Raw genomic sequence first — 26,757 nt, forward strand, 5'->3', positions numbered from 1 at the left:
CCCGAAGCCGTGTCCGCCTCAGGTTGTACGAGGGGAGGTAGCCTCACCTCCTGAAGGTGGAGGAGAAGGAGCCCGCCCCTGAGGGTTCGACCCTGAGGAACCGGAAACCGCTTGCCCACTCGGCTCCCGTCTCCGCTCACCCCAGCACGGCCACCGGCGCGTGCACCAGGTTGCGATCGATCTGCAGCGTGCGCCCGCCGTACCGCTCCGTGACGTTGCCCGCGTACTGGTGGATCCGGCGCTCCGGATGCCAGGCGTACCAGGGCAGTCCCTGCTCACCGTACAAGTCGGGCCGGTTGTTCCAGCGTGCGAACCACATGATCGACGGCAGGTCGTCGACCCCCGCCCGGCGCGCCGACTCCAGGTGCGCTACGCCGGAATCGGCACTGCTGTAGAAGCCCGGTACGTAGCCATGGCTGCGCACTTCGCGGCTCCAGGCCCGTACGAAAGTGAGCGTGGCCGTGGCGCATTTCTCGTTCTGGTACGCATACGCCTCCATGTCGAGGTAGAGCGGACTGTCCGGCCCCATGCCGAGCGCCGCGGCCCGGAGCACCGCGTCGTGGCCCTCCCGGGTGCCCTGGGGACCGGGCTCGCTTCCGATGCGGACGTGCTGCTTGTTCGCCGCCCGGACGCACGGGGACTGCGAGCCGACGTACACCGGCAGCACGCCCCAGCCCATCTCGTCGACCGCCGTCAGCCAGGCGCGGCTCAGCTGCGGCTGGTCCTGGCAGGCCCGGCCGCGCCCGGCGTAGTAGACGCCCACCGCGCGGTACGGCGAGTCGAGCCAGCGCCGCATGGTGTCCGCCGACGGCGTCAGACAGGTGTCGAAGGCCCGGCCGTCGAAGACCCCGGGCCCGGCCGCCGCCGCGGGCCGGCCCGGGCCCGTCGGTCCCCCGAGGACCGCCGGACGCGCGGGCCCCGAAGCTTCGGCAGGTCCCGGACCCTCGGGTGGGCGCGAGGTGTCCAGGGCCAGCGTCGCCAGGGCGAGGGCGAGGACAAGGCCAGTGATCTTCTTCCGGTGGCGCATGGGGCGAGTGAACGGCCCGGGGTGGGTGCCCGGCCCGGGACACGCGCCGCGTTCAGCCGTCCGCCGTCAGAATCAGCCCCGAAGTGGGGACGCCGGTGCCCGCCGTGACCAGGGCGCGCGCGGCGCCGGGTATCTGGTTCACCGCGGTGCCGCGCAGCTGGCGCACGGCCTCCGCCATGCCGTTCATCCCGTGGAGATAGGCCTCGCCGAGCTGTCCGCCGTGGGTGTTCAGCGGCAGCCGCTCCTTGGCGACGAACTCCGCGGCCTCACCCGGCGCGCAGAACCCGAACTCCTCCAGCTGCATCAGCACGAACGGAGTGAAGTGGTCATAGAGGATCCCTACGTCGACATCGCCGGGGGCGAGCCCCGAGGTGCGCCACAACTGCCGTGCCACGACGCCCATTTCCGGCAGGCCGGTGAGATCGTCCCGGTAGTAGCTGGTCATCTGCTCCTGCGCCCGGCCCGCGCCCTGCGCGGCGGCGGCGATCACCGCGGGCGGCTTCGGCAGGTCCCGGGCCCGCTCCGCGCTGGTGACGACGAGGGCCTGGCCGCCGTCGGTCTCCTGGCAGCAGTCCAGGAGCCGCAGCGGCTCCACGATCCACCGGGAGGCCGCGTGCTCCTCCAGCGTGATGGGTCTGCCGTGGAAATACGCCGCCGGGTTCGTCGCCGCGTACTTCCGGTCGGTGACCGCCACGTGGCCGAAGACCTCCGGGGTCAGCCCATGGGCGTGCAGATAGCGCTGCGCGGCCATCGCCACCCAGGACGCCGGGGTGAGCAGTCCGAACGGCAGCGCCCAGCCGAGCGCGACACCCTCCGCCGAGGGCTCGCGGTGGCTCACTCCGGCGCCGAAGCGGCGCCCGGACCGCTCGTTGAACGCCCGGTAGCAGACCACCACTTCGGCCACCCCCGCGGCTATCGCGAGCGCCGCCTGCTGCACGGTCGCGCAGGCCGCGCCGCCGCCGTAGTGCACACGGGAGAAGAACGAGAGCTCGCCGATGCCCGCCGCCTGGGCGACTGTGATCTCCGGGCTCGTGTCCATCGTGAACGTGACCAGGCCGTCGACGTCGGCGGGGGCGAGACCCGCGTCGTCGAGCGCCGCCCGCACCGCCTCCACGGCCAGTGTCAGCTCGCTGCGCCCGGAGTCCTTGGAGAACTCGGTGGCACCGATCCCGACGATCGCCGCCCTGCCACCGAGGTCGTCCCGCGCCCGCACGCTCATGCGGCACCTCCTGCTACGACTGGGGGTGAGCCGACCGGGGCTGCGCCGCCTGGGGCTGCGCTTCCTGGGGCCGAGCCGCTTGCTGGGCTTGACTCGCCCACCGGGGCCACACCGTCTGAGGCCGCTGCGCCTGGGGCCGAGCCGCCCGAGGCCGCCTTGCCCGCTGGGCTTGTCTTGCCCGCCGGGTCCACGCCACCTGGGGGAGCGTCGCCCGCCTTGCCCGCCAGGGCCGCGCCGCGCGAGGCCGCGCCGCCCGTCTCGTCCGACTGGCCCGTCTCCCCCGCCCGCGCCGCCGCGCCCCCGACCGTCACCGTCACCATGCCGGTGACGTGCTTGCCCATGCCATTGGCCCCGACGACCCTGACCGTGGCCGTGACGCCCTCCGGGGCGCGGGTGACCTCCTCGACGGTGCCCGTCAACACCATCGTGTCCCCGGGGTAGTTGGGCGCGCCCAGCCTGATCTTCACCTGGCGCAGGGCCGCGCGAGGGCCGAAGTGGTCGGTGATGTACCGCCCCACCAGGCCGTTGGTGGTGAGGATGTTCATGAAGATGTCCGGGGAACCCCTCTCCTTGGCGAGCTCCACGTCGTGGTGCACGTCCTGGTAGTCCCTGGAGGCGATGGCTCCGGCGACGATCAGCGTGCGCGTGATCGGGATCTCCAGCGGCGGCAGCGTGTCCCCCACCCTCACGGTGACCCGGCCCTTCGGCGGGTGCCCCCGCTCCGCGCGGCCCTCACCCGCGCGGCCCTCACCCACGTGGCCCGTCTCCGCGCGGCCCATCAGCCCTCGCCCCCTTCCGGAGCGGCCAAGGCCGCACTCTCCAGGGCCCGGAACACCGGCAGCTCCAGGTCCTCGTCCACCCGCTGGAACTCCAGCCGCACCGGCATCCCGATGCGCACGGCCCGGTGTGGCACCCCCACCACATTGCTGATGATCCGCACGCCCTCCACGAGCTCGACGAGCGCCACCGCGTACGGACTCGCCCCGCCGGAGGCCCCGTCCGGCGGGGCGAAGGCCGGGAACGGGGGGTGGTGCATCACCACGTACGAATAGACCGTGCCCTCGCCGCTCGCCTCGACCGTGTCCCACTCGGGGGAGCCGCAGGCCCCGCACCCCGGCAGCCAGGGGAAACGGAGCGTGCCACAGGCCCCGCAGCGCTGGATGAGCAGGCGGCGGCGGGCCACGCCCTCCCAGAACCCGGCGTTGTCCCGGTTGACCACCGGGCGCGGGCGAGCGGGCGGGGCAGCTCCGCGCCCCCGGGCGGCAGGCGTGGCCGTCGGCCGCCGCTTCGCGGGGCGGTACTTGAGGATCCGGAAGCGGTGGGTGCCCGCGAGCTCGCCGCCCGCGCGGATGTCCATCCGGGTCGTCACGAAATACCCCGCGCCGAGCTTGGTGGTCTTGCGGTCCGACACCGACTCGATCACCGCGTCGAACGTGATCTCGTCGCCCGGCCGCAGTGGGCGCAGATACTCCTGCTCGCAGTCGGTGGCGACCACCGAGGTGCACCCGGCGTCGTCGAGCAGCGCGAGCAGCTCGTCGTACGCCTCCGAGCGGGTCGCGTGGCCCGCGAGGCCGCCCATCGTCCAGGCCTGGAGCATGGTCGGCGGGGCGATGGCGCCGGGCCCCGCATAGGCCGGGTGGGTGTCGCCGATGGCCTCGCACCAGTGCCTGATCATCGGTGCGTTGACCGGATCCCTGCCGTGGCCGGACTCGGCCGCGGACCGGCCCTCGTACGCCTTCAGCCGTCCGTACCACCGGTCGGGTCCGTCCGGTCCCGCCGCCGGTCCGTCCGCCCTGCTCCGCGCGCTGCCCGTCACCGTCGCCCCCTCCGCCGCCCTGATCAACCGCCCCCGCGAACTCCTGACATATTCGGTACACCGCAGCCGCCGCGCCGGTTCCCACGGATGCCCCGCCGCCACGCCACTATTTTCTGACTGTCCGTCAGTTTCCGTACGGGTGTCAAGACGCGGAGCCGACGCCGACCGCCGCACCCCGCACACACAGCTGCGCGGCGGGGCCCGAGGCACCGCCGCGCAAACCGTCACATCACCCCACAGAGCAGGCCCCGAGGATCACTCCCCGACGAGGCCCCGGCTCACCACAGTTCGCTGAAGTTGACGGCGACGTTGGCGTTCGACTGGTCGATGTCCGTGAACGCGGAGCCGTTCACCTGAGCCGTGTTGCTCTGGTTGGAGGCGCCGTTGCCGACCGCCTGCTGCTGAGTGGTCGAGGAGTTGCCGTTGTTGTCATCGCCGACACCGCTGCCGTTGACGACCGCAACACCCGCGTTCGATCCGTTGTCCGCGAACGAGCCGTTGTCGGCCATCGCGACACCCGAGAAGAGGGCGGCAGCCAGCGGCAGTGCGGCGACGGCGGCGAGGGCACGGGCGGTACGGATGCTTGCCATGTCTATTTCCTCCAGAACGGGGGGGGTGAGCTCCGGCCCCTGCCGGGCGCACCTGAAATACGGCTTGTTCCAGGGCAGTTGGCCGACCGCCCCGGAGATCTGCACGACGTCGCGCATCCAGAGTTGCCCACCGAATCCCCGCCGAACCACCCCGGAAGTCACTATTCCCCCGCAAGCGTGAGGACAAGTCGATAAACCCGCTTCGCTCCACCAACGCCCCAGTTCAGCACCCTCGCCCCAGCTGACCCCAGACGCCGCACGGGCTGAAGCGTTCCGGCAAAACCCCGGCAAAAGGGGGCGCTGCCCCCATCCGGCCACCCTGCACGCCTCCCCCTCTTCCCTTCATCGAACGCTAGTACGAAAATGAAGTCATGGCCCCCAGCGACCGCCATGCCGAAGACCACCCCGCCCACGACGGCCCGCACGAGCCGGCCGCCGAGCACCCGCCCGCCCACGAGCCACGGCCCTCCGGACCGGCGCCCCGCGCGCGGGCACGCCACGCCGCCGAGCGTCACACCGCCACCCTCGCGCTGGCCCACGCCCTGTCCGCCGCCGAGCGGGGCCTCGCCGTCATCCCCCTGACCCGCGGCAAGCTCCCCGCGCTGCGCTCGCCGCACCACGACGACCCGCACACCCCGCCCTGCCACGGCGAGTGCGGACGCACGGGCCACGGCGTGTACGACGCCTCCACCGACCCGGTGCGCATCCGCGAGCTGTTCGCCGCGGCGCCCTGGGCCTCGGGCTACGGCATCGCGTGCGGCCTGCCGCCGTACCACCTGATCGGCATCGACCTGGACACCAAGTCCGGCGCCGACGCCCCCGCCGCGCTGCGCGAGCTGGCGCTGCGGCACCTGTTCACCATCCCGGAGACCGTCGTCGTCACCACCCCCAGCGGCGGGCGTCACGTCTGGCTGTCCGGGCCGCCGGACGTCGTCGTGCCCAACTCGGCGGGCCGTCTGGCCCCCGGCATCGACATCCGGGGCGCGGGCGGCTATCTGGTCGGCCCCGGCTCGCGCACCGAACAGGGCGTGTACAGCACCGTGCCGGGCACCGCCCACCTGCCCCCGGCCGCATGCCCCGAGGCCCTTCTGCGGCTGCTCGTGCCCCCGCTCCGCCGACACCCGACGGCACCGCCGCGCGCGGGCGGCCCCGAGGCCGCCCAACAGGGCCAGGGCCTGGTCCAGTTCGTCCTCGCCGCGCACGAGGGCCAGCGCAACACCCGGCTGTTCTGGGCCGCTTGCCGCGCCTACGAGAACGGCCTGGGCGAGGCCCTCACCGCCCCCCTCACCGAAGCGGCCCTGCGCGTCGGCCTCACCCTCCGCGAGGCCCGCTCCACGATCGCCTCAGCGGCCCGCCTGACCGGCCACGCCTGACCCCACGCACGCGTGCCGCACGATGCGGCCTCGGCCCCGGGCCGCGAACCAGCCACACACACCGGACGCCCCCAGGGGCGGACCCTTCACGCGCGAAGGGGCGCCCGGATCTCTCCGGACGCCCCTTCGACGGCTGGCTCTGGGCCAGCACCCGCGGTGGGTGTGGGATTTGAACCCACGGTGACTCGCGCCACGACGGTTTTCAAGACCGTTCCCTTAGGCCGCTCGGGCAACCCACCCCGCGCTGCCGCCGTGTGATCGAGCGGGCTTGCGCGGGGTCAAGAGTAGCGGGTCAGCTGTCGCCCTTGCGCTCGCCCAAGGTCACGTCCACCGTGTGCTCCTTGCCGTCGCGCTCGTAGGTGATCTTGACCTTGTCGCCCGGCTTGTGGGTCCAGATCTGGCCGATCAGGGTCGGGCCGCTGTCGATGACCGTGTCGTCGAGCTGCGTGATGACGTCGCCGGACTTCAGGCCCGCCTTGGCCGCGGGGCCGTTCGGCTCGACCGCGGGGCCCGAACCGGCGGCGCCGCGGTCGGAGATCACCGCGCCGCCCGAGGCGTCGGCCAGGGAGACCGAGGCGCCGATCATCGGGTACGTGGGCTGGCCGGTCTTGATCAGCTGCTGCGCGACGTTCTTCGCCTGGTTCACCGGGATCGCGAAGCCGAGGCCGATGGAGCCGGACTGCCCGCCGCCGACGCCGCCCCCGCTGTCGGCGGGCTTGATGGCGGAGTTGATGCCGATGACGGCGCCGCGCGCGTCCAGGAGGGGGCCTCCGGAGTTGCCCGGGTTGATGGACGCATCGGTCTGCAGGGCGCTCATGTACGAGCTCTTGCTGCTGGCGCCGTCGCTGGAGGTGACGGGGCGGTTCTTCGCGCTGACGATGCCCGTCGTGACCGTGTTGGACAGGCCGAAGGGGGCGCCGATCGCGATGGTGGAGTCACCGACGGCGACCTTGTCGGAGTCGGCGAGCGCGAGCGGGCGCAGGTTCGCCGGCTTGTTCTTGAGCTTGATGACCGCCACGTCGTACCCCTGCGCGCGGCCGACCACCTCGGCGTCGTACTTCTTGCCGTTCGAGAACGTGGCCGACAGCTTGCCGCCCTCGGCGGCCGAGGCCACCACGTGGTTGTTCGTGAGGATGTGGCCTTCCTTGTCGTACACGAAGCCGGTGCCCGTACCGCCCTCGCCGCTGCCGCTCTGGGCCTCCAGGGTGACCACGCTCGGCAGCGCCCTGCTCGCGATGCCGGCGACCGAGCCCGGCTCGCGCTTGAGGTCGGCGGGGGCGTCCGAGGCGGAGACCGTCGTGGAGTCCGTGCTGCTGTCGTCGTTGCGGTCCGCCGCCCAGTAGCCGATGCCGCCGCCCACGCCGCCCGCGACGAGGGCCGCCGCGAGCACGGCCGCGACCAGACCGCCGCGACGGCGGCCGCCCGGCTGGGGCGCGGACGGCTGCTCGGCCGTCCAGGAGGAACCCCATCCGGAGCCCCCGCCCTGCGTGTACGACGGCACGGCGGGCGGCGGGGGCGGCGGCCAGGAGCCGCCCGACGCGGCCGCAGGCGCGGGGGCCTGGGCGTGCGCGGCCGCCGTGTGGGCGTACGGGTCCGGGATCTGGGGCGCGGGCGCCGGCGGTGCGGCGGGCGCCTGGGGCTGCGTCTGCGCGGCGTCCTGCGGCGCCTGCTCGGGCGCGGGCGCCGCGGCGGGCTCATGGGCGGGCGCGGACGCGGGCTCCGGCCTCGCGGACGCCTCCGGTGCGGGAGGGGCGGCGGGAGCAGCGGGAGTGTCCACCGGCACAGGAGGTGCGGACGGGGCCGGGGGGACCGCAGTGCCCTCGTTCTCGGTGCTCACAGCTTTCTTCTCCTCGGTCCACGCTGTCGTACTCGGTCACGGCCAAAGATCGGCCCGGGGCGGCACAGGTCGGGTACCCGGTCAACCGTTCAGTTGTCCCAGTCAGCTTTTCCCATGGGCTGTCAGGCCACCATAAGCCGACGCTGTGCGTTCACGACGGGCGAAACCGCCGCATTCGGAAAGCTCCGGAAGGCTCCGGGAGGTTCCGGAAAACCGTGGAAGACCGCGTGCGCCTCACAGAAGCCCCGGAGCCTGCCGAGTCTCCGGAAAGCTCATCCGAAGGTTCACAGCCGAGTCACAGAGCCACCTGAAGGCAGCGTGAGAGGAGTCTGAGAAAGGCCGCGCACCGCGGCGCCGACCTCACCCCTGGGGCCGCCGACCCTCACCCCCGGGGCCACCGGTCCACATACCCGGGATCGTCGTCCGCCCCCCAGAGGCCGCCGGTCCGCACCCCCAGAGGCCGCCGGTCCGCATACCCGAGGCCGCCGGTCCGCACCCCCAGGGCCCACGGCACCCCTCGCGCCCGACCCGCCGCAGCCCTCACACCCCGGCCCCGCGGGCCCCCGCCCCCGGACGGTGGCACCATGACGCGGTGACCCACGCACGACAGCACCTCATCCAGGTCGTCGCCCACCGAGGGGCCTCCGAGGACGCCCCGGAGCACACACTGGCCGCCTACAAGAAGGCCGTCGAGGACGGCGCGGACGCCCTCGAATGCGATGTCCGGCTCACCGCGGACGGACATCTGGTCTGCGTCCACGACCGCCGCGTCAACCGCACCTCGAACGGCCGCGGCGCCGTCTCCGCCCTGGAGCTCGCCGAGTTGGCCGCGCTCGACTTCGGCTCTTGGAAGAACCGCGAACAGGGCCCGTACGCCGAGGACCCCGACTGGGAGGAGGGCCCGGCCCCGGAGGACACCTCGGTCCTCACCCTGGAGCGACTCCTGGAGCTCGTGGCCGAAAACAACGCCTCCGGGCGTCGCCTTCAGCTCGCCATCGAGACCAAGCACCCCACGCGCTGGGCGGGCCAGGTCGAGGAGCGGCTGCTGCACCTCCTGAAGCGCTTCGGTCTGGACGCGCCCTCTCCGGAGGAGCCCTCCCCGGTGCGGGTGATGAGCTTCTCGGCGCGTTCGCTGCAACGCGTCCGCACCGCGTCGCCGACCCTGCCGACCGTTTACCTGATGCAGTTCGTCTCGCCGCGCCACCGCGACGGACGGCTGCCCCAGGGGGTGCGCGTCGCGGGACCGAGCATGCGGATCATCCGCAGCCACCCCGGGTACGTCGCCAAACTCAAGCGGGCGGGCCACCAGGTCCACGTGTGGACCGTGAACGAGCCCCAGGACGTCGAACTCTGTGCCCGTCTGGGCGTCGACGCCATCATCACCAACCGCCCGAAGCAGGTTCTGTCCCAACTGGGCCGCGACTAACTTTCGTTACGGGGTGTGCACCGGCGCGTTCGGTCCGTATTCGATCGTGACGAGTGCGTCACCATCCCGGTGTTGGCCGGTTTCCGGTCCAGTCCATTGGGGCATCCACTCCGTGGCGTGGGGCAAAGGAGGTCTCGGGGGTGGCGTTTGTGGTGGCACGGGAAGTGCCCACGTCGTCGAGCATGGCCGTACCCCATGGTCCTGCGGGCGTGGGGGAAGCCAGACACCGGATGCGCGATCAGCTTCGCGTCAGCGGGGTGTCGGAGTCGGTCATCGACGACGCCGTACTGATCCTTTCCGAACTGCTCAGCAACGCCTGCCGACACGGCAGACCACTGGGCAGTGGGCTGCACGACAGCCCGAAGGGCAGTGACGGCAGCGGCGACGGAGACGTGCGCGCCGCCTGGCAGGTCGACAAGGCGGGACGCCTGACGGTCGAGGTGACGGACGGCGGCGGCCCGACCCGCCCGGTTCCGGCCACTCCGTCGGTCACCGCCCACGGCGGCCGCGGGCTGAACATCATCACGGCCCTGGCCGAGGCCTGGGGAGTACGCGACGACGCCCGCGGCGAGGTCACGGTCTGGGCCCTCGTGCACGCCGGGCACCGCGCTGAGGACTTCGCTACGCGCGTCGCCGCCCCGTCGGCCTCCGCGATAGCCGAGCTGGGCTTCTCGGACCCGTTCGACGACGTGGACTGAAGCCCGACGACGGTTCGGCGACAGCCCGACGACGACGGTTCGGCGACAGCCCGACGGTGGCAGCCCGACGACGACGGCTCGACGACGACCCGGCCACGGTTCGTCGACGTGGGCCGGAGTACGCGGAAGGGGACCGCGCCGCGCGCAGCCGCCGCGGACGCGGACCGGAAGCCGCCGCAGGACCTGGGCCGTAACCGCAGGCCACCGGGGCCCGCGGGCCCCGCGCGCGCACGCGCCGGGTCGCTCCACCCTCGAACGGCTAGGCTCGCGCCCGTACGCAAGCGAGCCGTAACCGGGAGACACCCACGATGGCCAAGAAGCGCCCGCAGACGAAGGGCAAGCAGCCGCAGCTCAAGGACCACGAGGTCCCGGTGGTCGGCGCCAGGGAGCCCTGCCCCTGCGGTTCGGGCCGCCGCTACAAGGCCTGCCACGGCCGGGCCGCCGCGCACGCGGTCACCGAGCTGGTGCAGCGCCCCTTCGAGGGGCTGTCCGGCGAGTGCGACTGGGTGGCGCTGCGCGAGCTGGTGCCCGCCGCCACGGTCGAGCTGACCCTGAAGGACGGCCTGCCCGACGGCGTGCCCTCCGTGACCCTCGCGACGGTCCTGCCGATGGCCTGGCCCGCGCTGCGCCGCGAGGACGGCTCGGTCCTCCTGGGCCTGCAGAACGACACCTCGTCCGGCGACATCAGCCGCGACCTCGCCGACACGCTGAGCCGCGCGCTCACCACGGAGCCGGGCCAGCCGGTGGCGGGCCGCAGGGCGCCCGCCGACGGGCCGCGCCTGCAGGACGTCCTCGACGACAAGGCGCCCTTCGCGCCCGTCGTGCACTCCGGCTTCGAGTTCTGGGTGCCGGACGCGGAGAACGCCACGGCGGAGGTCTCGGCCTCCCTGGAGCGGGCGAACGCCGCCGCCATCCCGACCGTCAAGCTGGCCGGCGTCGACTCGGCGTACTGGTGCGAGACGCCGGAGAAGAACCACCTGCGGTGGGTCATGCCGCACGCCGAGGAGGAGCTGCTCGACGCGCTCGCGCGCCTGCACGCCGCCGGTGCGTCGAGCCTCGGCGAGGGCACCCGCCTGGTCGGCTCCTTCCGCGCGCACGGCCTGACCGTGCCGGTGTGGGACCTGCCGAGCGGCATGGAGGCGCAGGACGTCGAGAAGCCCGCGGCCGAGTTCGCCGAGCGGCTCGCGACGGCGCTCGCGGCCACGGAGCCGCTGTCCGCGGAGGAGCGGCGCGCCCGCGGCGGCCTCACCAACCGCCAGGTCACGCTCAGCTGATCCACTTCCGTCGCCGGTCCGCCCAAGGCACCGCGCGCGGGGGCCCGTCCCCGTGCGCGGGAGCAGCGCGGCCGTGGACACCCTCCGCGCGGCCGAGGACGAGGCCTGCCCCCCGTGCGCGGGAGCAGCGCCCCTCGCGCACGCTTCCCGGACCTCACGATGGCCCTCCCACCGGCGCTTCGCCAAGCCCCGGGGCTCGCCCACGGATGACATTCGGCTGAGGTCGCGCGTCGGATTTCGAACAGGTGGGTGGCGCCGGGCACCGGGGAGCGGCCTGTGGACCTCGCCCCGTCACGCGCTCTTAACCGGGTGAGTGCGCCGGGTGACCGGGCGGAGCCCGCGCAGGCGCCTCACCTCCGTCTCCCTGACCCACGGGTCAGCCGAAGCGAACGCGTGACTCCTGTCACAACTCCCCATGGGCGCAGGTGAATCCCTGTCCGGATAACTGAGATCGAATTTGCCAAGCGCGGATCTCTTGTTACCGTTCAGGTAGCCCGGTTGCTGGTGCATCCCCCGTCGCCAGCAACCGGGCGTTTCCATGCCCGGGCAGAAGTTACGCGCTCAACTGCCTTGTGGACCGGCGGAGTTGCTACCCGAGCGCAGCAGCAGGGCGCCGCCGCTCTCACTCGCGAACTCCGCGACCGCCGTGTAGCGCGCCGCGGCCCCCGATGTGCGCTCCTTAGGGGTGTCGCACGCCCCCGGCTCGTCCCCCGCGCCCACCGCGCAGTACATCTGCACCGTGCGCCCCCTGGGGCCCATCACGCTCAGCACGGCCTCCAGGGCCTCACCGGTGACATTGCGGTAGTAGGTACGCGCCCAGGTGTCCGCCCCCTGGGTCAGTACGCAGGTCTGGGCCTCGACGCCGTCGGGGGAGGAGAGTTCGGGGCCGCAGCGGGAGAGCGTGTCGGGCTGGAGTGCGGCGTCGGCGGCACGCGCGGCACCCGGGTCGTCTGTGGCACCTGGCCTACCGGCGGCACCGGGACCGCCCCCGGCCCCGTGCGGCCGGAGCGGCGGCTCGGCCCGGGAAGCCCCGCGGGCCCCGGCCTCCGGCACCGAGGTGCCCGGCTCCGGGGGACGTGCTCCCGCGCGCCCCGGATCGGCGGGCGCCTTGGTGTCGTCGAACACCGGCCCCGCGGCCGCCCCGGCGAGGGGCAGCAGCGCGGCGACGGCCACGATGCCCAGGAGCGCGAGCAGGCGGGGGTTCATGGCCGGGCGCGGGTGCATGCGCCGAAGATAACGACCCGGGGCGCCCGGCCCCGCGCCGCGCGCCCAATTCCCTTAGAACTCGGGCGCGCTCACACCCGTATGAGTGAGCGCGTCGACCACCGCGTCCACGACGGCCTCCACGTCGGGCACCCAGGGGGCGGCGGAGCCGGGGACGGGGCATCCCCGGCTCGAACGAAGTGGAGAGCTCGGGGAAGGGGCCCGCTCCCAGCGCGCCTGGCCCTGGCCCGTCTCGGACGGGGGCAGCGGGATGTACCCGCCCTCTCCGTGGAAGCGCAGGGAGCCGGGCACCCGGTCCTTGGCGTACAGGAGCTCGCCCAACTGCTCCATGGAGTACGGCGCTACGAGGATGAAGCAACGGGCCGACGTGGCCACGACGGGGCCGAGGCGGATGCCCTCGAGTTCGAGCGCGGCGAGGGCGCGCGCGCCGGCGCCCGCGGGCAGGCTCACGGCGCAGGGGGCGCGCCCGCCGGTGGCGAGGAGGATGGGTGCGCCGGGCCGGTTGGTCCACCACCAGCGGACCATGCGCTCGTCGGTGGTGGCGGCGAGGAGCCCCGGGTCGAGCGGGTGGGCGCCTGGAACGACGCACTCCGGGTCGGGGCAGGCGCACCGGGTCCGGCCGCCGCGGGCGGCGTCACGCTGGGCGACCGACAGCTCCGGCCGCTCGTCGGCCGCTCCCCGCTTCGCGGCGCGCGGCCCCCGCTTCGCACCCCGCTTGCCGGTCCTTCTGGCACTCTTGCCGCCACGCGTGTCGCCGGGCCCGGCGAGACCGGCGCGCCCGTCGAGTCCGGCGATGCCGTCGAGGAGCTGCCTGCTCTGCCCTTCGATACCGACACCGGGCAGCACGGGCCAGCGCCATGCTGTCGCGAAGGTCAGGGCCGCACCGATCAGAGAGGGACTCTGGTCAGACTTCCTACCGATTCGCCAGGACAGGAGCCTGCGTCGCCTTCCGAGGATCTCGCGCATGAGCGCTCGTTCCTTTCCGTTACACGCAGAGGGACACTTCGGGCCACATCACACCATGTGTGGATCTCTATCGCTGTGTACGAGGTGCGCGTACAAGGTGCATGCAAGGTGCGTACAAGCTGGCGCGTCACACCCCAGCCTGCGGCATGGGGAACCCCTATGGGCCGAGCGTTAACGTGGCGTGGGGTGGCGGCGCCTGGCGTTTGCCGTCCCGCGTTCTTCTTGCCCCCGGTGCCACGGGACGATGGGGCGCGGTCGCCGTGGGTTAAGACGTCCGGGTCCGGCGACAGGTTCCGGGCGTCGCACAACTGCCCTGGTCCAGCCCCGAGCCACCACTTGAATCCGTACCCATCACGGCCGCTGTGACGCTCCTTCGAACAATGTCAGTCGACCGCAATATGGCGTTCCCTGCAACACTTTTGAGCCAAGTTCTCAAGATCACTTCCAGTTCGCAGAATTCTCACGCCGCGCACTGGACACCAGGAATCCCAGCAGGACAATGCTGGACATCCCCTCTCCAGTGCGTGTAGATGTGGAGACATTGCTGGCGGCGCAGAATGACAGGGGGTTTGCGATGCTATTGAGCAATACGCACTGGCCGGAAAGCGGTCAGCCATGAACGCCCCGCACCTGCCGAAAGTGGCCGGAATCGATTCCACTGTTCCCCCACCGGCGCACACTGCCCCGCCCGCCGCGCCCGTCCCGGAAGCCCCCGGCGCCCCCGGCGCGCTCATCCAGGACCGCCTGGCCGGCTGGGTCTCCGACCTCACCACGCTGCACGAACTCACCGAGCGCCTGTCCCGCACGGCCACCCTGGACGAGGCCCTGAACGAAGTGCTCCACGCCGGTGCCGCCCTGGTCGGCGCCCGCCGCGGCCTCGTCGTCGTGGAGCCCGCCGACGGCCTGGGCCCCGACACCACCGTCGGCCTCGGCTTCGCCCGCGCCGACCTCGGGTATCTGGAGACGGTGCCGCGTGCCGCCACCGCGTACGGCCGGCTCCTGGAGGCGAGCGCCGCGGGCACCCCGCTCGCGGAGATCACGGAGATCGCGCAGCCGGACCTCTTCGCCGACGAGACCTTCGACCCGCGCCACCGCGAGGTCGCCCGCCGCCTCGGCTACGCGGCGAGCTACGCGCTGCCCCTGGCCACCGAGGCGACCGGCGGCGTCGGCGCGGCCGTCTGGCTGTACGACGAGCCCGCCGAACCGGCGCCCCGCCGACGCCATCTGACCGGCCTGTACGTCCGCTACGCCGCCGAGCACCTGGCCCGCCTCGTCGAGCTCAGCCGCGCCCGCACCACCGTGGCGACCCTGCGCGAGGAGCTGCTGCCCTCGCGTCTGTCCCGGGTCGCGGGCGTGCAGCTGGCCGCGCGGCACCGCGCCGGGGCGCGCGGCGGCGGCGACTGGTACGACGCGCTGCCGCTGCCCGACGCGGCGCTCGGCCTCTCGGTGGGCTCGGTCACGGGGTCGGGGCCGAGCGCGGTCGCCGCGATGGGCCGCCTGCGCGCGAGCCTGCGGGCGTACGCGGTGATGGAGGGCGAGGACCCCGTCGCCGTCCTGTCCGACCTGGAGCTGCTGCTGCGCCTGACGGAGCCCGCGCGCTCGGCGACGGCCCTGTTCGCGTACTGCGAACCCGCGCTGCGCAAGGTCGTCCTCGCCGGGGCCGGGCACAGCCCCCCGCTGCTCGTCGGGGAGCGGCGCACGGAGTTCGTGGAGACCTCCCTGTCCGCGCCGCTCGGCATGCTCGCCTGCTGGGAGGCGCCGAGCGTGGAGATCCGCCCGGAGCCCGGCGAGACCCTGCTGCTCTACACCGACGGTCTGCTGCACCGCACCGGCGACGCCATGGACCGGGCGTTCGCGCGCCTGCACGCGGCGGCGGCGAGCGTGCCGAAGGCCGCCCGGGAGGACCCGGGAGCGGTCGCCGACCACGTCCTGCGGACCGTGCTGCCCGAGGGGATCGACAGCGCCGCCGGGCGCGACGAGGACGTGGTGCTGCTCGCGGCCCGCTTCGAATAGGCCACCCTCCGGTCGCTGTCCCGGCTGACGTTCCGACGCGCACCCGGGCTCCGCGTGACCTTCTGACTGCGCACTGTAAGGGTCCTTCTGCCTCTGGAACCCCTTCCTGACCGCCGTACGATGAGAAGGCCCGTTGTCGTACATAGGAGGCAGACCGTGTCGGACGCTCTCAACCCGGAGACCCCGGAAGCTGAGGACGAAGAGCCGATCAAGCAGCGGAAGAACGGCCTGTACCCGGGTGTCTCCGACGAGCTCGCCGAGAACATGAAGTCCGGCTGGGCCGACACCGAGCTGCGTGACCTGGAGCCGGTCGCCCAGGCCGGGCACACCGCCGCCCGCCGTGCCGCGCTGTCCGCGCGCTTCCCCGGCGAGCGCCTGGTGATCCCCGCGGGCAACCTGAAGACCCGGTCGAACGACACGGAGTACGCCTTCCGCTCCTCGGTCGAGTACGCGTACCTCACCGGCAACCAGACGGAGGACGGCGTCCTCGTCCTGGAGCCCACGCGCGAGGGCCACGAGGCGACGATCTACCTGCTGCCGCGCTCCGACCGGGAGAACGGCGAGTTCTGGCTCGACGGCCAGGGCGAGCTGTGGGTCGGCCGCCGGAACTCGCTGACCGAGGCCGAGAAGCTGTACGGCGTCCCCGCGTCGGACGTGCGCGAGCTCACGGGCCTGCTGAGCGAGGCCACCGGTCCCGTCCGCGTCGTGCGCGGCTACGACGCCGGGATCGAGGCGGCCCTGACCGACAAGGTCACCGCCGAGCGCGACGAGGAGCTGCGGGTCTTCCTCTCCGAGCAGCGCCTGGTCAAGGACGAGTTCGAGGTCGGCGAGCTGCAGAAGGCCGTGGACTCCACGGTGCGCGGCTTCGAGGACGTCGTGAAGGTCCTCGACAAGGCCGAGGCGACGAGCGAGCGCTACATCGAAGGCACGTTCTTCCTGCGCGCCCGCGTCGAGGGCAACGACATCGGCTACGGCTCCATCTGCGCCGCGGGCCCGCACGCCACCACCCTGCACTGGGTGCGCAACGACGGCGCGGTCCGCTCCGGCGACCTGCTCCTGCTCGACGCGGGCGTGGAGACGCACACGTACTACACGGCGGACATCACCCGCACGCTGCCGATCAACGGCCGGTTCAGCGAGCTGCAGAAGAAGATCTACGACGCCGTGTACGAGGCCCAGGAGGCCGGCATCGCGGCGGTGAAGCCGGGCGCGAAGTACCGCGACTTCCACGACGCCGCGCAGCGCGTGCTCGCCGAGAAGCTGGTCGAGTGGGGCCTCGTCGAGGGCCCGGTCGAGCGCGTCCTGGAGCTCGGTCTGCAGCGCCGCTGGACGCTGCACGGCACCGGCCACATGCTCGGCATGGACGTCCACGACTGCGCCGCCGCGCGCACCGAGACCTACGTGGACGGCACCCTTGAGCCCGGCATGTGCCTGACGGTCGAGCCCGGCCTGTACTTCCAGGCGGACGACCTGACCGTGCCGGAGGAGTACCGCGGCATCGGCGTGCGCATCGAGGACGACATCCTCGTCACCGAGGACGGCAACCGGAACCTGTCCGCCGCGCTGCCGCGCCGCGCGGACGAGGTCGAGGCGTGGATGGCCCAGCTCAAGGGCTGAGGTCCGTCCTCGCACGGCCGATCGCACCGCGCACTCGTCCTCGAACGCCGGACGGGGCTGGATTCCCCAGCCCCGTCCGGCGTTTTCCGTTCCCTGCCACGTGTGGACCGCCTCAGGGGGTGCGCCCCGAAGGCGCGCGGGGAACTGCGCGACCCACCACGACCCACCCGCAGGCCGGTACGGACGGGCGCCGGTGCTCAGCCCTGGCGCTCGTCCGTGCCGGCGACCTTGGCCGTGGCCAGGGCGATCCGGTTCCACGTGTTGATCGTGAAGATCAGGGACAGGACCTGGGCCAGCTCGGCCTCCTCGAAGTGGGCGGCGGCCTCCGCGTAGACGGCGTCGGGGACGCCCGCGTCGGCGAGACGGGTGACCGCGTCGGTCAGCGCGAGCGCCGCCTGCTCCTTGGCCGTGAAGAAGTTCCTGGCCTCGCGCCAGACGGCCACCATGTGCAGGCGGTCCTCGCTCTCGCCCGCCTTGCGCGCGTCGTTGGTGTGCATGTGCAGGCAGTACGCGCAGCCGTTGAGGTGCGAGGCGCGGATCTGGACCAGCTCGACCAGGGCCGGGTCGAGGCCGTCGCGGGCGGCGGCGTCCAGGCCGATGACTGCCTTGAAGACCTTCGGCGCGACCTTGGCGAAGTTGAGGCGGGGGGCCTGGGCGGCGGTGGCGGGGGACCCGGCGACTGCGGACGCGGTGGCGGCGGACGGCGTGGCGGCGGGCGCGGTGACTGCGGTGTTGTTCGTCATGACCATGAATCTACGAGCTCCAAAGACCTTGGGTAGGGTGCACTTCCATGGCGGAATCACGGGTCAATTCGTCGGGGCGCATCGGCGCTGACCTGCACCTGGACCTCTCCGGAAGCGGCAGTCGCCGCGCCGCCCTGATCGGTGCCCTGCGCGAGGCGGTGCGCTCCGGGCGGCTCACCCCGGGCACCCGCCTGCCGCCGTACCGCTCCCTGGCCGCCGACCTCGGGATCGCCCGCAACACCGTCGCCGACGCGTACGCGGAACTGGTCGCCGAAGGCTGGCTCACCGCACGCCAGGGCTCGGGGACGCGGGTCGCCGAGCGGGCCGCACCACCCCCGCGCATACGTGTCCCCAAGCGCGCCCCCACCGGGGACGCGCCCCCCGCGCACAACCTGGTCCAGGGCCAGCCGGACGCCGGTTCCTTCCCGCGCACGGCCTGGCTCGCCGCCGCCCGGCGGGCCCTGACCGCCGCGCCCACCGAGGCGTTCGGGCCCGGCGACCCGCGCGGCCGGATCGAGCTGCGGCGCGCCCTCGCCGGCTATCTGGCGCGCTCGCGCGGGGTGCGGACCGACCCGGAGCGGATCGTGGTGTGCTCCGGCTTCGCGCACGCCCTGCGGCTCCTCTTCGGCACGGGCACCGGCGGAGTGCTGCGCGGCCCCCTCGCCGTGGAGGCGTACGGCCTCGGCTTCCACCGCTCCCTGCTCGACACGGCCAAGGTGCGGCCGGTGCCGCTGTCCCTCGACGAACACGGCGCCCGCGTCGAGGAGTTGTCGGACGCACCCGGCCCGGTCCGTGGGGTGCTGCTCACGCCCGCGCACCAGTTCCCGACGGGCGGGCCGCTGCACCCCGCGCGCCGCACCGCCGTCGTCGACTGGGCCCGCACGCGCGCGGGGCTGATCCTGGAGGACGACTACGACGGGGAGTTCCGCTACGACCGCGAGCCCGTGGGCGCCCTCCAGGGGCTCGATCCCGAACGGGTCGTGTACATCGGCTCGGTGAGCAAGAGCCTGTCCCCGGCCGTGCGGCTCGGCTGGATGGTCCTGCCCGAGCACCTCGTGGACGCCGTCGTCGCCGCCAAGGGCCAGCGGGAGGCGTGGGCCAGCGTCCTCGACCAGCTCACGCTCGCCGAGCTCATCGAGTCCGGGCAGTACGACCGCCACGTCCGCCGCATGCGGCAGCACTACCGGCGCCGCCGCGACCAGCTCGTCGCCGCGCTCGCCGAACGCGCCCCGCACATCACCGTCACCGGCATCGCGGCGGGGCTGCACGCCGTGCTCCAGCTGCCCCCCGGCACCGAGGCGTCCGCCGTGAAGGCCGCCGCATGGCACGGAGTGGGCCTGGAGGGGCTGGCCGACTACCGGCATCCGCAGGCGACGGGGGCGGCCCCCGACGGGCTCGTCGTCGGCTACGCGACACCCTCCGAGCACGCGTACACGGCGGCGATCGAGGCCCTGTGCCGGGCGCTGCCACCCGCCCCCGACCACGAAACGGACCACGAAACGGACGCGGACGAGCGGCCGGACGTGAACGGCGCATGAAGCCTCGCTCCCCGTTCTGAGCTGCTGAAATAAGAACCCGTTGGCGCTGGTTGGGATCTGACACGTCCCTCACCAAGGGGCGTACGCAACAGACCTCATCAACCACGTACGGGGGAGCAGCGATGACGAACAAGGGCACTGGGGAACGCACGGAACAGATCACGTTCGCGATCGGCGGCGATCTGCCGGTGCGCCGCATCGGCTACGGCGCGATGCGGCTCACGGCGGCGCCCGACCCCGCCGACGGCGAGCCGGGCGCGGGCCACGTGTGGAAGCCGCCGACGGACCGCGCCGCCGCTGCCGCCGTGCTGCGCAAGGCCGTCGGGCTCGGCGTGAACCTGATCGACACGGCCGACTCGTACATGATCGGCGGCGGTGAGGAGCTGATCGCCGACGCGCTGCACCCCTACGCCGACGACCTGACGATCGCCACGAAGGTCGGCGTCGTCCGCCCGTCGGCGACGGAGTGGGTGCCGCTCGGGCACCCGGCCTACCTGCGCCAGCAGGCCGAACTGAGCCTGCGCCGCCTGCGCGTGGAGCGGCTCGACCTGCTCCAGCTGCACCGGCTCGACGACGCCTATCCGCTCGCCGACCAGATCGGCGCCCTCAAGCAGCTGCGCGACGAGGGCAAGGTGCGGCACATCGGCCTGTCCGAGGTCGGCGTGGAGCAGCTGCGCGAGGCGGCCGCGATCACACCGATCGCCAGCGTGCAGAACCTGTACAACCTGGCCGACCGGCAGCACGAGGCCGTCGTCGACTACGCCACCGAGCAGGGCATCGCGTTCCTGCCGTTCTTCCCCGTGGCGATGGGCGCCCACGCCCGGGCGGGCGGCGTGGTCGCGGAGGTGGCGGCGGAGCTCGGCGCGACCACCGCCCAGACGGCCCTCGCCTGGCTGCTGCGGCGCTCTCCCGTGATCGTGCCGATCCCCGGTACGACGTCGGTGGGACACCTGGAGGAGAACGTACGGGCACTCGAAGTGGAGCTGTCCGACGAGCAGTTCGCCCGGCTCTCCGGGGTGGCCGAGGCCTCCGCCGAGGAATCCGCCAAGGTCTCCGACGAGGCCTCCGGCGAGCGCTGAGTGTGCGCTAGCGCGTGTCCGCCGCCGTGAGCTGGTACAGCTCGGGCACGGAGACCTTGATGGGCTCCTGGGTGGTGCGCGCGATCACCACGACGACCGGCTCGTACGGGTCCGGGTGCTCCTCCCGGTGCGGGACGAACGGGGGCACGAGCAGGAAGTCGCCGGGGCCCGCCTCGATCCTGACTTCCTGCTCGCCGTCGTGGAAGACGAACACCGGGTGGCCGCTGACCACGTAGACACCCGCCTCGGACTCGCCGTGGTGGTGATTGTCCGTCGAGCTCATCGGCTCGTGCTCCACGAGGCCCATCCACAGCTTCCGGGAGCCGACGGTGCCGCCGCTGAGGGCGGTGTAGCCGTCGAGCTCCCCGGCACGGACGTGGTGGACGCGGTTGTTCGGCGGCGTCGTCCCGGACGTGGCCTGGGGCGTGTGCCGCGGCGTGGTCTGAGCCCCGGTCCGGGGCGTGGTCTCGGGCGTGTTCTGGGGCGTGGCCTGCGTGGACACCGGGTGGCCTCCTGACGTTTCGAGCGCCTTCTGGACTGGCACCAGACTGCGATCGTCTCATCGGGAGCGGCAACTGTTGTTGCCGTAATGGCAAGTTGACCGAGGTCGTCCCCTGGCGGGCGCCGGGGGCCTACCGGGGGTCGGGGCCTACCGAGGGCCTACCGGAGGTCGCGGGCCCCCGGGGGCCTACCGGGCGTCGGGGGCCTACCGGGCGTCGGGGGCCTTCTGCGCCCCGTCGTACGCCTCCCGTGCCGCCGCTATCGCCGGACGGTGGGCTATCGACCAGTCGGCGAGGGACTTGATGAGGTGGGTCATGCTGTGGCCCATCTCCGTCAGCTCGTACTCGACCTGCGGCGGGATCGTCGGGTGCACCGTCCGCTTCACCAGGCCGTCCCGCTCCAGCCGGCGCACCGTCAGCGTGAGCATGCGCTGCGAGATGCCGCCGTGGATGCGGCGCTGGAGCTCCTTGAACCGCAGCACGCCGCCCGCCAGTTCGACCACGACGTACACCGACCACTTGTCGCCGAGGCGGTCCAGGACGTCCCTGACCCCGCACTCGTCCTGCGGTGTCTCGCACGCGATCACGGGCTCGCCGACCAGCGCCTTGAGCGCCGCCGCGGGCGCTTCCTCCGAACCCTGCGCCGCCGCGGGCGCCTCCCCCGAAACCCGGGCCGCCGCGGCCCCGGGAGTGGTTACCACCGTGTGCCCCACTGACATCAAAGTGCCTCCTTACGTGCTCCCCCGCCATCGCTCACGATGGTCACGTACCGAGTGCACAGCACCTCTCGCACCGGTCGTCACCCAGTCCAACTGCTCTTCTCGGGGGATCGTTCCCATGCTGCTCGTCACCGGCGCCACCGGCGCACTCGGCCGGCTCGTCACCGCGAAGCTCGCGGGCCGCGCGGACACGCCCTTCGCCGTCGGCACCCGCGCCCCCGCGCCCGGACAGCGCCGCGTCGACTTCGACGACCCGGATTCCCTGGACTTCACCGGAGTGGACACGCTCCTCGTGATCTCCGCGGGCGCCGCCGAGGACGACGTCGTCATCGCCCGGCACGAGGCCGTCGTCACCGCCGCCGAGAAGTCCGGCGTCGGCCACCTCGTCTACACCAGCCTGAGCGGCGACGGCGACCATCTGACGTACGCGCTCGCCCACCGCTGGACCGAGCGCAGACTGCGCCGCTCCTCCCTGAACTGGACGGTGCTGCGCAACGGCCTGTACGCGGAGTTCCTCGCCGCCGTGGCCGCGCCGGGTCCGGACGGGACGATAGCCGCGCCGCTCGGTGACGGACGGCTCGCCGCGGTCGCCCGCGAGGACCTGGCCGAGGTCGCCGTCCGCGTGGCCACCGCCCCCGCCGCCCACGCCGGGCGCACCTACGAGCTCGTCGGCGAAGAGCCCCTCGGCGGCGCCGACTTGGCCGCGGCGACCGGCGGTTCGTACGAGCCCGGCGGGCTGGAGGCGACCCGCGCCGCGATCACCGCGTCCGGCCAGGCCCTGCCCTTCCAGGTGCCGATGCTGCTCAGCACGTACGCGTCCATAGCGGGCGGCTTCCTCGACGGCACCTCCATAGCGGACAACGCCCTGCGGGCCCTTCTGGGCCGCGCCCCGCGCTCCGCCCTCGACACCTACGCGGCGGCGGTCCGGAGCTGAGCCCCGGGGCCGACCGGGGCGGTCCGGGGCCGAGTCCTGAGACCGGGCCGCGGACGGCTCACACGGCCGCCAGCGGGGCGCCCTCCCGCCACTTGAGGATCTTGTCGAAGCTGATCACCGCGCCGCCGTCGCGACCCGGCCTGTTGCCGAAGTGCACGTCGTCGGCGAGCTCCCGGATGAGGCACAGGCCACGGCCGCTCTCGGCGACCTCGGAAGGCGGCACGGGTGCGGAGGGCGGGGCCTGGGTCCGGGACGGGCGCGGGGCCGGGGCGGCCTGCGTGCCCGCGCGGCGGCGCGTGCGGCGGCCACGCCCGGTGCCCCTTCTGCCCTTCGTCCTCGTGGCGGGGGTGTTCGCGGCACTCATGAAGACCCGGCCCGGCGGCAGGCCGGGGCCGGAGTCGGAGACCTCGATGCGGCACTTCTCGCCGTCGAGATAGGCGGTGACGCGGTACGCACCCGTGGCGGCGCCCGTCGCGCCACCGTGCTCCACCGCGTTCGCACAGGCCTCGGTGAGCGCGAGCGACAGGTCGTACGAGACGTCCGGGTCCACCCCGGCCGTCTCCATCGTGCCGATGAGCAGGCGCCTCGCGAGCGGGACGCTCGCGGCTTCGCGCCGCAAATGGAGGGACCACCAGATGCTCATGCTTCAGCCTCCTGGCATGCTCCAGCCCTCTGGCCGCGGCTCGACATACCGATACGTATTGCCGCCAGCGCCCCGGGATAAGCGCCCAGTTGACGTGACGCCGCCCATACGGCGGACGCGGCGAGGGCTGTGTCCGGTGTAGCGGGACATACCGCTGCGCCTACCCGGCGCCGGGGCCGTGAATGCGCGGAGCCCCTCCCATCAGGGCCTTCCCGGCACTTATGGATCATTTCGGGTGATTCCGTCGCCTTGCGGCATGGACGGGAGCTTGCGGACCTGCCGTACGGGGCGGGGCGGCCCAGTGCGATGATGGCCCGGCCATGACTGCCCCCCACCAGCGCCAGGCGCGCGCCGGAGCCGATCTCCGACTGCTGCGGGCCGCGATGTTCGCCGCGGTGTGCCTCGTGCTGTCCGCCGGGGGCCATGTGCTCGCTTCCTGCGCCACCGTCCCGCTGTGGACGCTCGGCGCCGGGTTCCTCGCCGTGCTCGTGCTCGCGGTGCCCCTTGCCGGACGGGAGCGGTCGCTCCCGGGCATCGCCGGGGCGCTCGCGGTCGGGCAGCTCGGGCTGCACGCGCTGTTCGGGCTCGGCCAGCACGGCACGACCATGGTCGCGGGCGGCACGGGCGGCGGCTCGCTCGTCGAGCGCGCGGCCCGCATCGTGTGCGGGGCGGGCGGGGCGACCATCACTCCCGTCCAGGCCCGGCAGATCCTGGAGACCGCGGGGCTCGACCCGTCCGGCGGCCACGGCGCGCACGCCCACGCCACCGGCGAGGCGGCGGCCGCGCAGTCCGCGATGATGCCGGGCTCAGCGATGTCCCTCCTGCCGACGCTGCCGATGCTGCTCGCGCACGTGCTCGCGGCCGTGGCCGCGGGTTGGCTGCTGCGCCGCGGCGACGTGGCGCTCATGCGGCTCGTCCGGCTCTCCGCCCAAGGGGCGCAGGGGGTCGCCCAAGGAGCGCTCATGCGTTCCCTGCGCGCCGCCCTCACTCTGGTGCGCGCGCTGCGCGCCGGGCTCCCCGGTGCGGCGGAGCCGGCCTCCGGTCCGGCGCGCGCGGCCCGTGCCCTCGTGCCGCCGAAGCTCCGGGCGGCCGCGCTCCAGCACACGGTGATCCGGCGCGGCCCGCCCGCGACCACCGCGTTCTCGCTCGCCGCCTGACGCGGCCCGCTCCACGCGACACCTACGCGTACGCGCACGCAGTGGCGTACGACGTACTGAGTGACGCACCGGCGTACGGACGTACTGCTGTCGGAGGGGTGCCGCCCGGCGTGCCCGCACGGGTGCGAGGCCAGTCGGCCCGCGCACCGCGTCCCCTTCCGCACACCTCACGTACGCACGGCCGCGCCTCCGCTCGTCGGGGGCCCACGGGCCCCGCCACGACGGCCCGGCCGCCGCGCACTCCTGCCGAAACTGGAGCATTCCGCGATGACGACCCAGAAGTCCCCGAAGTCCGCCGCCCTCACCCGCGCCTCCGTCGTGGGCGGCGTCGCCGCCTCCGCCGTCCTCCTGCTGTCCGTGCCCGCCTTCGCGCACGTCAGCGTCACCCCCGAGGGCCAGGCGGCCAAGGGCGGGTACGCGACCGTTAACTTCAAGGTCCCGAACGAGCGCGACGACGCCTCGACGACCAAGCTGGAAGTCACCTTCCCCGCCGACCACCCGCTCGCGTCCGTGATGCCGCAGCCCGTGCCCGGCTGGAAGGCGAAGGTCACCAAGACCAAGCTCGACAAGCCGATCGAGATCCACGGCGAGAAGATCAACGAGGCCGTCTCCAAGGTCACCTGGACCGCCGACGACAAGGGCGTGGAGCCCGGCTACTTCCAGAAGTTCCCGCTGTCCATCGGCCAGCTGCCCGAGGACGCCGACGAACTGGTCTTCAAGGCCCTGCAGACGTACGACAACAAGGAAGTCGTCCGCTGGATCGAGCCGCAGAAGGGCGACGAGGAGCCGGAGTACCCGGCGCCGACGCTCGCGCTGACCGCCGCGTCCGACGACCACCACGGCGCCTCCGCCGCCAAGGACGACAAGGCCGACGCCAAGTCCGGCGACGCCAAGCAGGAGACCGCGTCGGACGGCGACAGCAGCGACACCACCGCCCGCACCCTCGGCATCGTCGGCATCGTCGTCGGCGTGGCGGGCGTCGCCTTCGGCGTCGTCGCCCAGCGCCGCCGCGCCACCAGCTGAGGCGTCGCCGCCCAGGCCGCCCTCGGGACGCGCCGCCGCCGGACACCGGCCCCGGCGCGTCCCGGCCCCCTCACATCTGGGACATTTTCGTATGCGCAAGTTGAGCAACCAGACCACCACGTCGGGCCCGAAGACCACGAAGAGGCGCGCGTTCGCCGGCGCGGCCCTGCTCGCCGCCGCGGGGCTCACGCTGACCGCCTGCGGCGGGGACAACGGCGACAAGAAGGACAAGCCGATCGCCGACGTCTCCATGGAGGCGGAGTCGAAGCAGGCCGCGACCGTCCTCGACAAGCCGTTCAAGAAGCCGGACCTGGTCCTCACCGACACCCACGGCAAGAAGTACGACCTGCGCGAGCGGACCAAGGGCAAGCCGGTGCTGCTGTACTACGGCTACACCAACTGCCCCGACGTCTGCCCGCTGACGATGAGCAACATCGCCGTCGCCAAGAAGGACATGCTGCGCAAGAAGGTGGTCACCAAGGCGGAGCTCGACCAGCTCCAGGTCGTCTTCGTGACCACCGACCCCGAGCGGGACACGCCCAAGGAACTCGGCAAGTGGCTGAAGGCCCAGGACCCCGAGTTCATCGGCCTCACCGGTGACTTCCCGACCATCCAGGGCAGCGCCCGGACGGTCGGCATCAGCATCGAGCCGTCCAAGAAGCTCAAGAACAACAAGATCGAGTCGATGCACGGCACGCAGGTCATCGCCTTCTCCCCGAAGACCGACGCCGGATACGTCGTCTACAACGGCCAGGACACCCGCGCCGAGGAGTACGCGCAGGACCTCCCCAAGATCATCAAGGGACAGAACCCGTGAACCACCGCACCACCCGGCGCCGCCTCCTCACCGGCTGTGCCATAGCACTGGCCGCGGGCCTCGCCCTGACCGGCTGCAACGACGACAAGGACGCCAAGGGTTCGAAGGACGCATCCGACAAGCCCGAGCTGAAGGTCAGCGGCGCCTACATCCCCGTCCCCGCCATGGACGACATGGCGGGCGGCTTCTTCACGCTCACCAACAAGGGCGCCGCCGACACGCTCACCTCGGCGTCCAGCCCGCTCGCGGGCAGCGTGACCCTGCACGCCACCAAGGGCAGCACGATGAAGGAGCAGAAGTCCTTCGCCGTGCCCGCGAACGGCGAACTCGTCTTCGCCCGCGGCGGCAACCACATCATGCTCGAGAAGCTGAAGCACAAGCCGAAGCTGGGCGACAAGGTGAAGGTCACGCTCCGCTTCGAGAAGTCGGGCCCGATCACCGTCGAGATGCCGGTGAAGGAAGCGACGTACAACCCGAAGCCGGGCTCCGGAACGACAGACCCCGACAAGGCCGACAAGACCCAC

General features: G+C 72.9%; 23 protein-coding genes, 1 tRNA gene and 2 pseudogenes. 13 read left to right on the forward strand and 13 right to left on the reverse strand.

The window, feature by feature from the left end:
* Positions 1–136 precede the first annotated feature (136 nt).
* From MQV74_RS20675 to MQV74_RS20695, 5 genes and pseudogenes are all read right to left on the reverse strand, one after another.
* Positions 137–1,027, reverse strand: a complete 891-nt coding sequence (locus MQV74_RS20675) for a DUF1906 domain-containing protein (protein ID WP_242719775.1) — start codon at positions 1,025–1,027, stop codon at positions 137–139.
* 52 nt (positions 1,028–1,079) lie between these two features.
* A complete protein-coding gene (locus MQV74_RS20680) occupies positions 1,080–2,246 on the reverse strand; it encodes a lipid-transfer protein (protein WP_242719777.1) in 1,167 nt (388 codons plus the stop codon).
* Between the two features lie 302 nt (positions 2,247–2,548).
* A pseudogene (locus MQV74_RS20685) lies at positions 2,549–2,935 on the reverse strand (MaoC family dehydratase); the annotation flags it as partial.
* A gap of 89 nt (positions 2,936–3,024) precedes the next feature.
* Positions 3,025–4,062: a bifunctional MaoC family dehydratase N-terminal/OB-fold nucleic acid binding domain-containing protein gene (locus MQV74_RS20690; protein WP_374120658.1), complete on the reverse strand. Its 1,038-nt coding sequence runs from the start codon at positions 4,060–4,062 to the stop codon at positions 3,025–3,027.
* Between the two features lie 278 nt (positions 4,063–4,340).
* On the reverse strand, positions 4,341–4,652 hold the full coding sequence (locus tag MQV74_RS20695; RefSeq protein ID WP_138960620.1) for a hypothetical protein: 312 nt from the start codon (positions 4,650–4,652) through the stop codon (positions 4,341–4,343).
* 371 nt (positions 4,653–5,023) lie between these two features.
* Here MQV74_RS20695 and MQV74_RS20700 point away from each other — a divergent pair, with 371 nt between their 5' ends.
* Positions 5,024–6,025, forward strand: a complete 1,002-nt coding sequence (locus MQV74_RS20700; RefSeq protein ID WP_242719779.1) for a bifunctional DNA primase/polymerase — start codon at positions 5,024–5,026, stop codon at positions 6,023–6,025.
* A 154-nt stretch (positions 6,026–6,179) separates the two neighbouring features.
* Here the strand turns inward: MQV74_RS20700 and MQV74_RS20705 are convergent.
* Positions 6,180–6,264: transfer RNA gene (locus MQV74_RS20705), tRNA-Ser, on the reverse strand.
* Positions 6,265–6,317: 53 nt separating this feature from the next.
* Positions 6,318–7,862 carry a S1C family serine protease gene (locus MQV74_RS20710; RefSeq protein WP_242719781.1) on the reverse strand — a complete coding sequence of 515 codons (1,545 nt, stop codon included), beginning with the start codon at positions 7,860–7,862 and terminating at the stop codon, positions 6,318–6,320.
* A 592-nt stretch (positions 7,863–8,454) separates the two neighbouring features.
* Between MQV74_RS20710 and MQV74_RS20715 the strand changes: the two genes are divergently transcribed.
* The 3 genes from MQV74_RS20715 (at position 8,455) to MQV74_RS20725 (ending at position 11,260) form a co-directional block, all read left to right on the forward strand.
* The gene (locus MQV74_RS20715; RefSeq protein WP_242719783.1) at positions 8,455–9,288 is read left to right on the forward strand and encodes a glycerophosphodiester phosphodiesterase; all 834 of its coding nucleotides are present in this window, start codon (positions 8,455–8,457) and stop codon (positions 9,286–9,288) included.
* A 53-nt stretch (positions 9,289–9,341) separates the two neighbouring features.
* On the forward strand, positions 9,342–9,986 hold the full coding sequence (locus tag MQV74_RS20720; RefSeq protein WP_242719785.1) for an ATP-binding protein: 645 nt from the start codon (positions 9,342–9,344) through the stop codon (positions 9,984–9,986).
* 308 nt (positions 9,987–10,294) lie between these two features.
* On the forward strand, positions 10,295–11,260 hold the full coding sequence (locus tag MQV74_RS20725; RefSeq protein WP_242719787.1) for a DUF5926 family protein: 966 nt from the start codon (positions 10,295–10,297) through the stop codon (positions 11,258–11,260).
* Between the two features lie 561 nt (positions 11,261–11,821).
* Here MQV74_RS20725 and MQV74_RS20730 read toward each other — a convergent pair.
* A complete protein-coding gene (locus tag MQV74_RS20730) occupies positions 11,822–12,484 on the reverse strand; it encodes a hypothetical protein (protein WP_242719789.1) in 663 nt (220 codons plus the stop codon).
* Positions 12,485–12,538: 54 nt separating this feature from the next.
* Positions 12,539–13,450, reverse strand: coding sequence for a bifunctional DNA primase/polymerase (locus tag MQV74_RS20735; RefSeq protein ID WP_374120659.1), 912 nt, complete (start codon positions 13,448–13,450; stop codon positions 12,539–12,541).
* A 615-nt stretch (positions 13,451–14,065) separates the two neighbouring features.
* Between MQV74_RS20735 and MQV74_RS20740 the strand changes: the two genes are divergently transcribed.
* Positions 14,066–15,463 (forward strand): PP2C family protein-serine/threonine phosphatase, encoded by a 1,398-nt coding sequence (locus MQV74_RS20740; protein ID WP_242719791.1) that lies wholly within the window; start codon positions 14,066–14,068, stop codon positions 15,461–15,463.
* A gap of 120 nt (positions 15,464–15,583) precedes the next feature.
* On the forward strand, positions 15,584–17,080 hold the full coding sequence (locus tag MQV74_RS20745) for an aminopeptidase P family protein (protein WP_242719793.1): 1,497 nt from the start codon (positions 15,584–15,586) through the stop codon (positions 17,078–17,080).
* Positions 17,081–17,277: 197 nt separating this feature from the next.
* Here MQV74_RS20745 and MQV74_RS20750 read toward each other — a convergent pair whose 3' ends face one another.
* Positions 17,278–17,823, reverse strand: a complete 546-nt coding sequence (locus tag MQV74_RS20750; protein WP_242719795.1) for a carboxymuconolactone decarboxylase family protein — start codon at positions 17,821–17,823, stop codon at positions 17,278–17,280.
* 47 nt (positions 17,824–17,870) lie between these two features.
* On the opposite strand from MQV74_RS20750, the gene pdxR reads away from it, so the two are divergent.
* Together pdxR and MQV74_RS20760 are read left to right on the forward strand one after the other, a co-directional pair.
* On the forward strand, positions 17,871–19,361 hold the full coding sequence (pdxR, locus tag MQV74_RS20755) for a MocR-like pyridoxine biosynthesis transcription factor PdxR (RefSeq protein ID WP_242719797.1): 1,491 nt from the start codon (positions 17,871–17,873) through the stop codon (positions 19,359–19,361).
* A 122-nt stretch (positions 19,362–19,483) separates the two neighbouring features.
* Entirely contained in the window at positions 19,484–20,440 is a 957-nt protein-coding gene (locus tag MQV74_RS20760; protein ID WP_242719798.1) for an aldo/keto reductase, read from the forward strand.
* 7 nt (positions 20,441–20,447) lie between these two features.
* Here the strand turns inward: MQV74_RS20760 and MQV74_RS20765 are convergent, their stop codons facing one another.
* A complete protein-coding gene (locus MQV74_RS20765) occupies positions 20,448–20,942 on the reverse strand; it encodes a cupin domain-containing protein (RefSeq protein ID WP_242719800.1) in 495 nt (164 codons plus the stop codon).
* 204 nt (positions 20,943–21,146) lie between these two features.
* Positions 21,147–21,659, reverse strand: coding sequence for a winged helix-turn-helix transcriptional regulator (locus MQV74_RS20770; protein WP_242719802.1), 513 nt, complete (start codon positions 21,657–21,659; stop codon positions 21,147–21,149).
* Between the two features lie 118 nt (positions 21,660–21,777).
* Here MQV74_RS20770 and MQV74_RS20775 point away from each other — a divergent pair, with 118 nt between their 5' ends.
* Positions 21,778–22,593 carry an NAD(P)H-binding protein gene (locus MQV74_RS20775; RefSeq protein ID WP_242719804.1) on the forward strand — a complete coding sequence of 272 codons (816 nt, stop codon included), beginning with the start codon at positions 21,778–21,780 and terminating at the stop codon, positions 22,591–22,593.
* 58 nt (positions 22,594–22,651) lie between these two features.
* On the opposite strand, the gene MQV74_RS20780 is transcribed toward MQV74_RS20775, so the two are convergent.
* Positions 22,652–23,236 carry an ATP-binding protein gene (locus tag MQV74_RS20780; protein ID WP_242719806.1) on the reverse strand — a complete coding sequence of 195 codons (585 nt, stop codon included), beginning with the start codon at positions 23,234–23,236 and terminating at the stop codon, positions 22,652–22,654.
* Positions 23,237–23,556: 320 nt separating this feature from the next.
* Between MQV74_RS20780 and MQV74_RS20785 the strand changes: the two genes are divergently transcribed.
* The 4 genes and pseudogenes from MQV74_RS20785 to MQV74_RS20800 all read left to right on the forward strand — a co-directional run.
* Positions 23,557–24,393 (forward strand): hypothetical protein, encoded by an 837-nt coding sequence (locus tag MQV74_RS20785; protein ID WP_242719808.1) that lies wholly within the window; start codon positions 23,557–23,559, stop codon positions 24,391–24,393.
* 267 nt (positions 24,394–24,660) lie between these two features.
* Positions 24,661–25,416, forward strand: a complete 756-nt coding sequence (locus tag MQV74_RS20790; RefSeq protein ID WP_242719810.1) for a YcnI family copper-binding membrane protein — start codon at positions 24,661–24,663, stop codon at positions 25,414–25,416.
* A 91-nt stretch (positions 25,417–25,507) separates the two neighbouring features.
* Positions 25,508–26,233 carry an SCO family protein gene (locus tag MQV74_RS20795; RefSeq protein ID WP_242719812.1) on the forward strand — a complete coding sequence of 242 codons (726 nt, stop codon included), beginning with the start codon at positions 25,508–25,510 and terminating at the stop codon, positions 26,231–26,233.
* A pseudogene (locus MQV74_RS20800) lies at positions 26,230–26,733 on the forward strand (copper chaperone PCu(A)C); the annotation flags it as partial. The gene MQV74_RS20795 and the pseudogene MQV74_RS20800, both read left to right, overlap by 4 nt.
* Between the last annotated feature and the right edge of the window lie 24 nt (positions 26,734–26,757).

It is taken from the genome of Streptomyces sp. AN091965 (assembly GCF_022698285.1).
Lineage (GTDB): Bacteria > Actinomycetota > Actinomycetes > Streptomycetales > Streptomycetaceae > Streptomyces.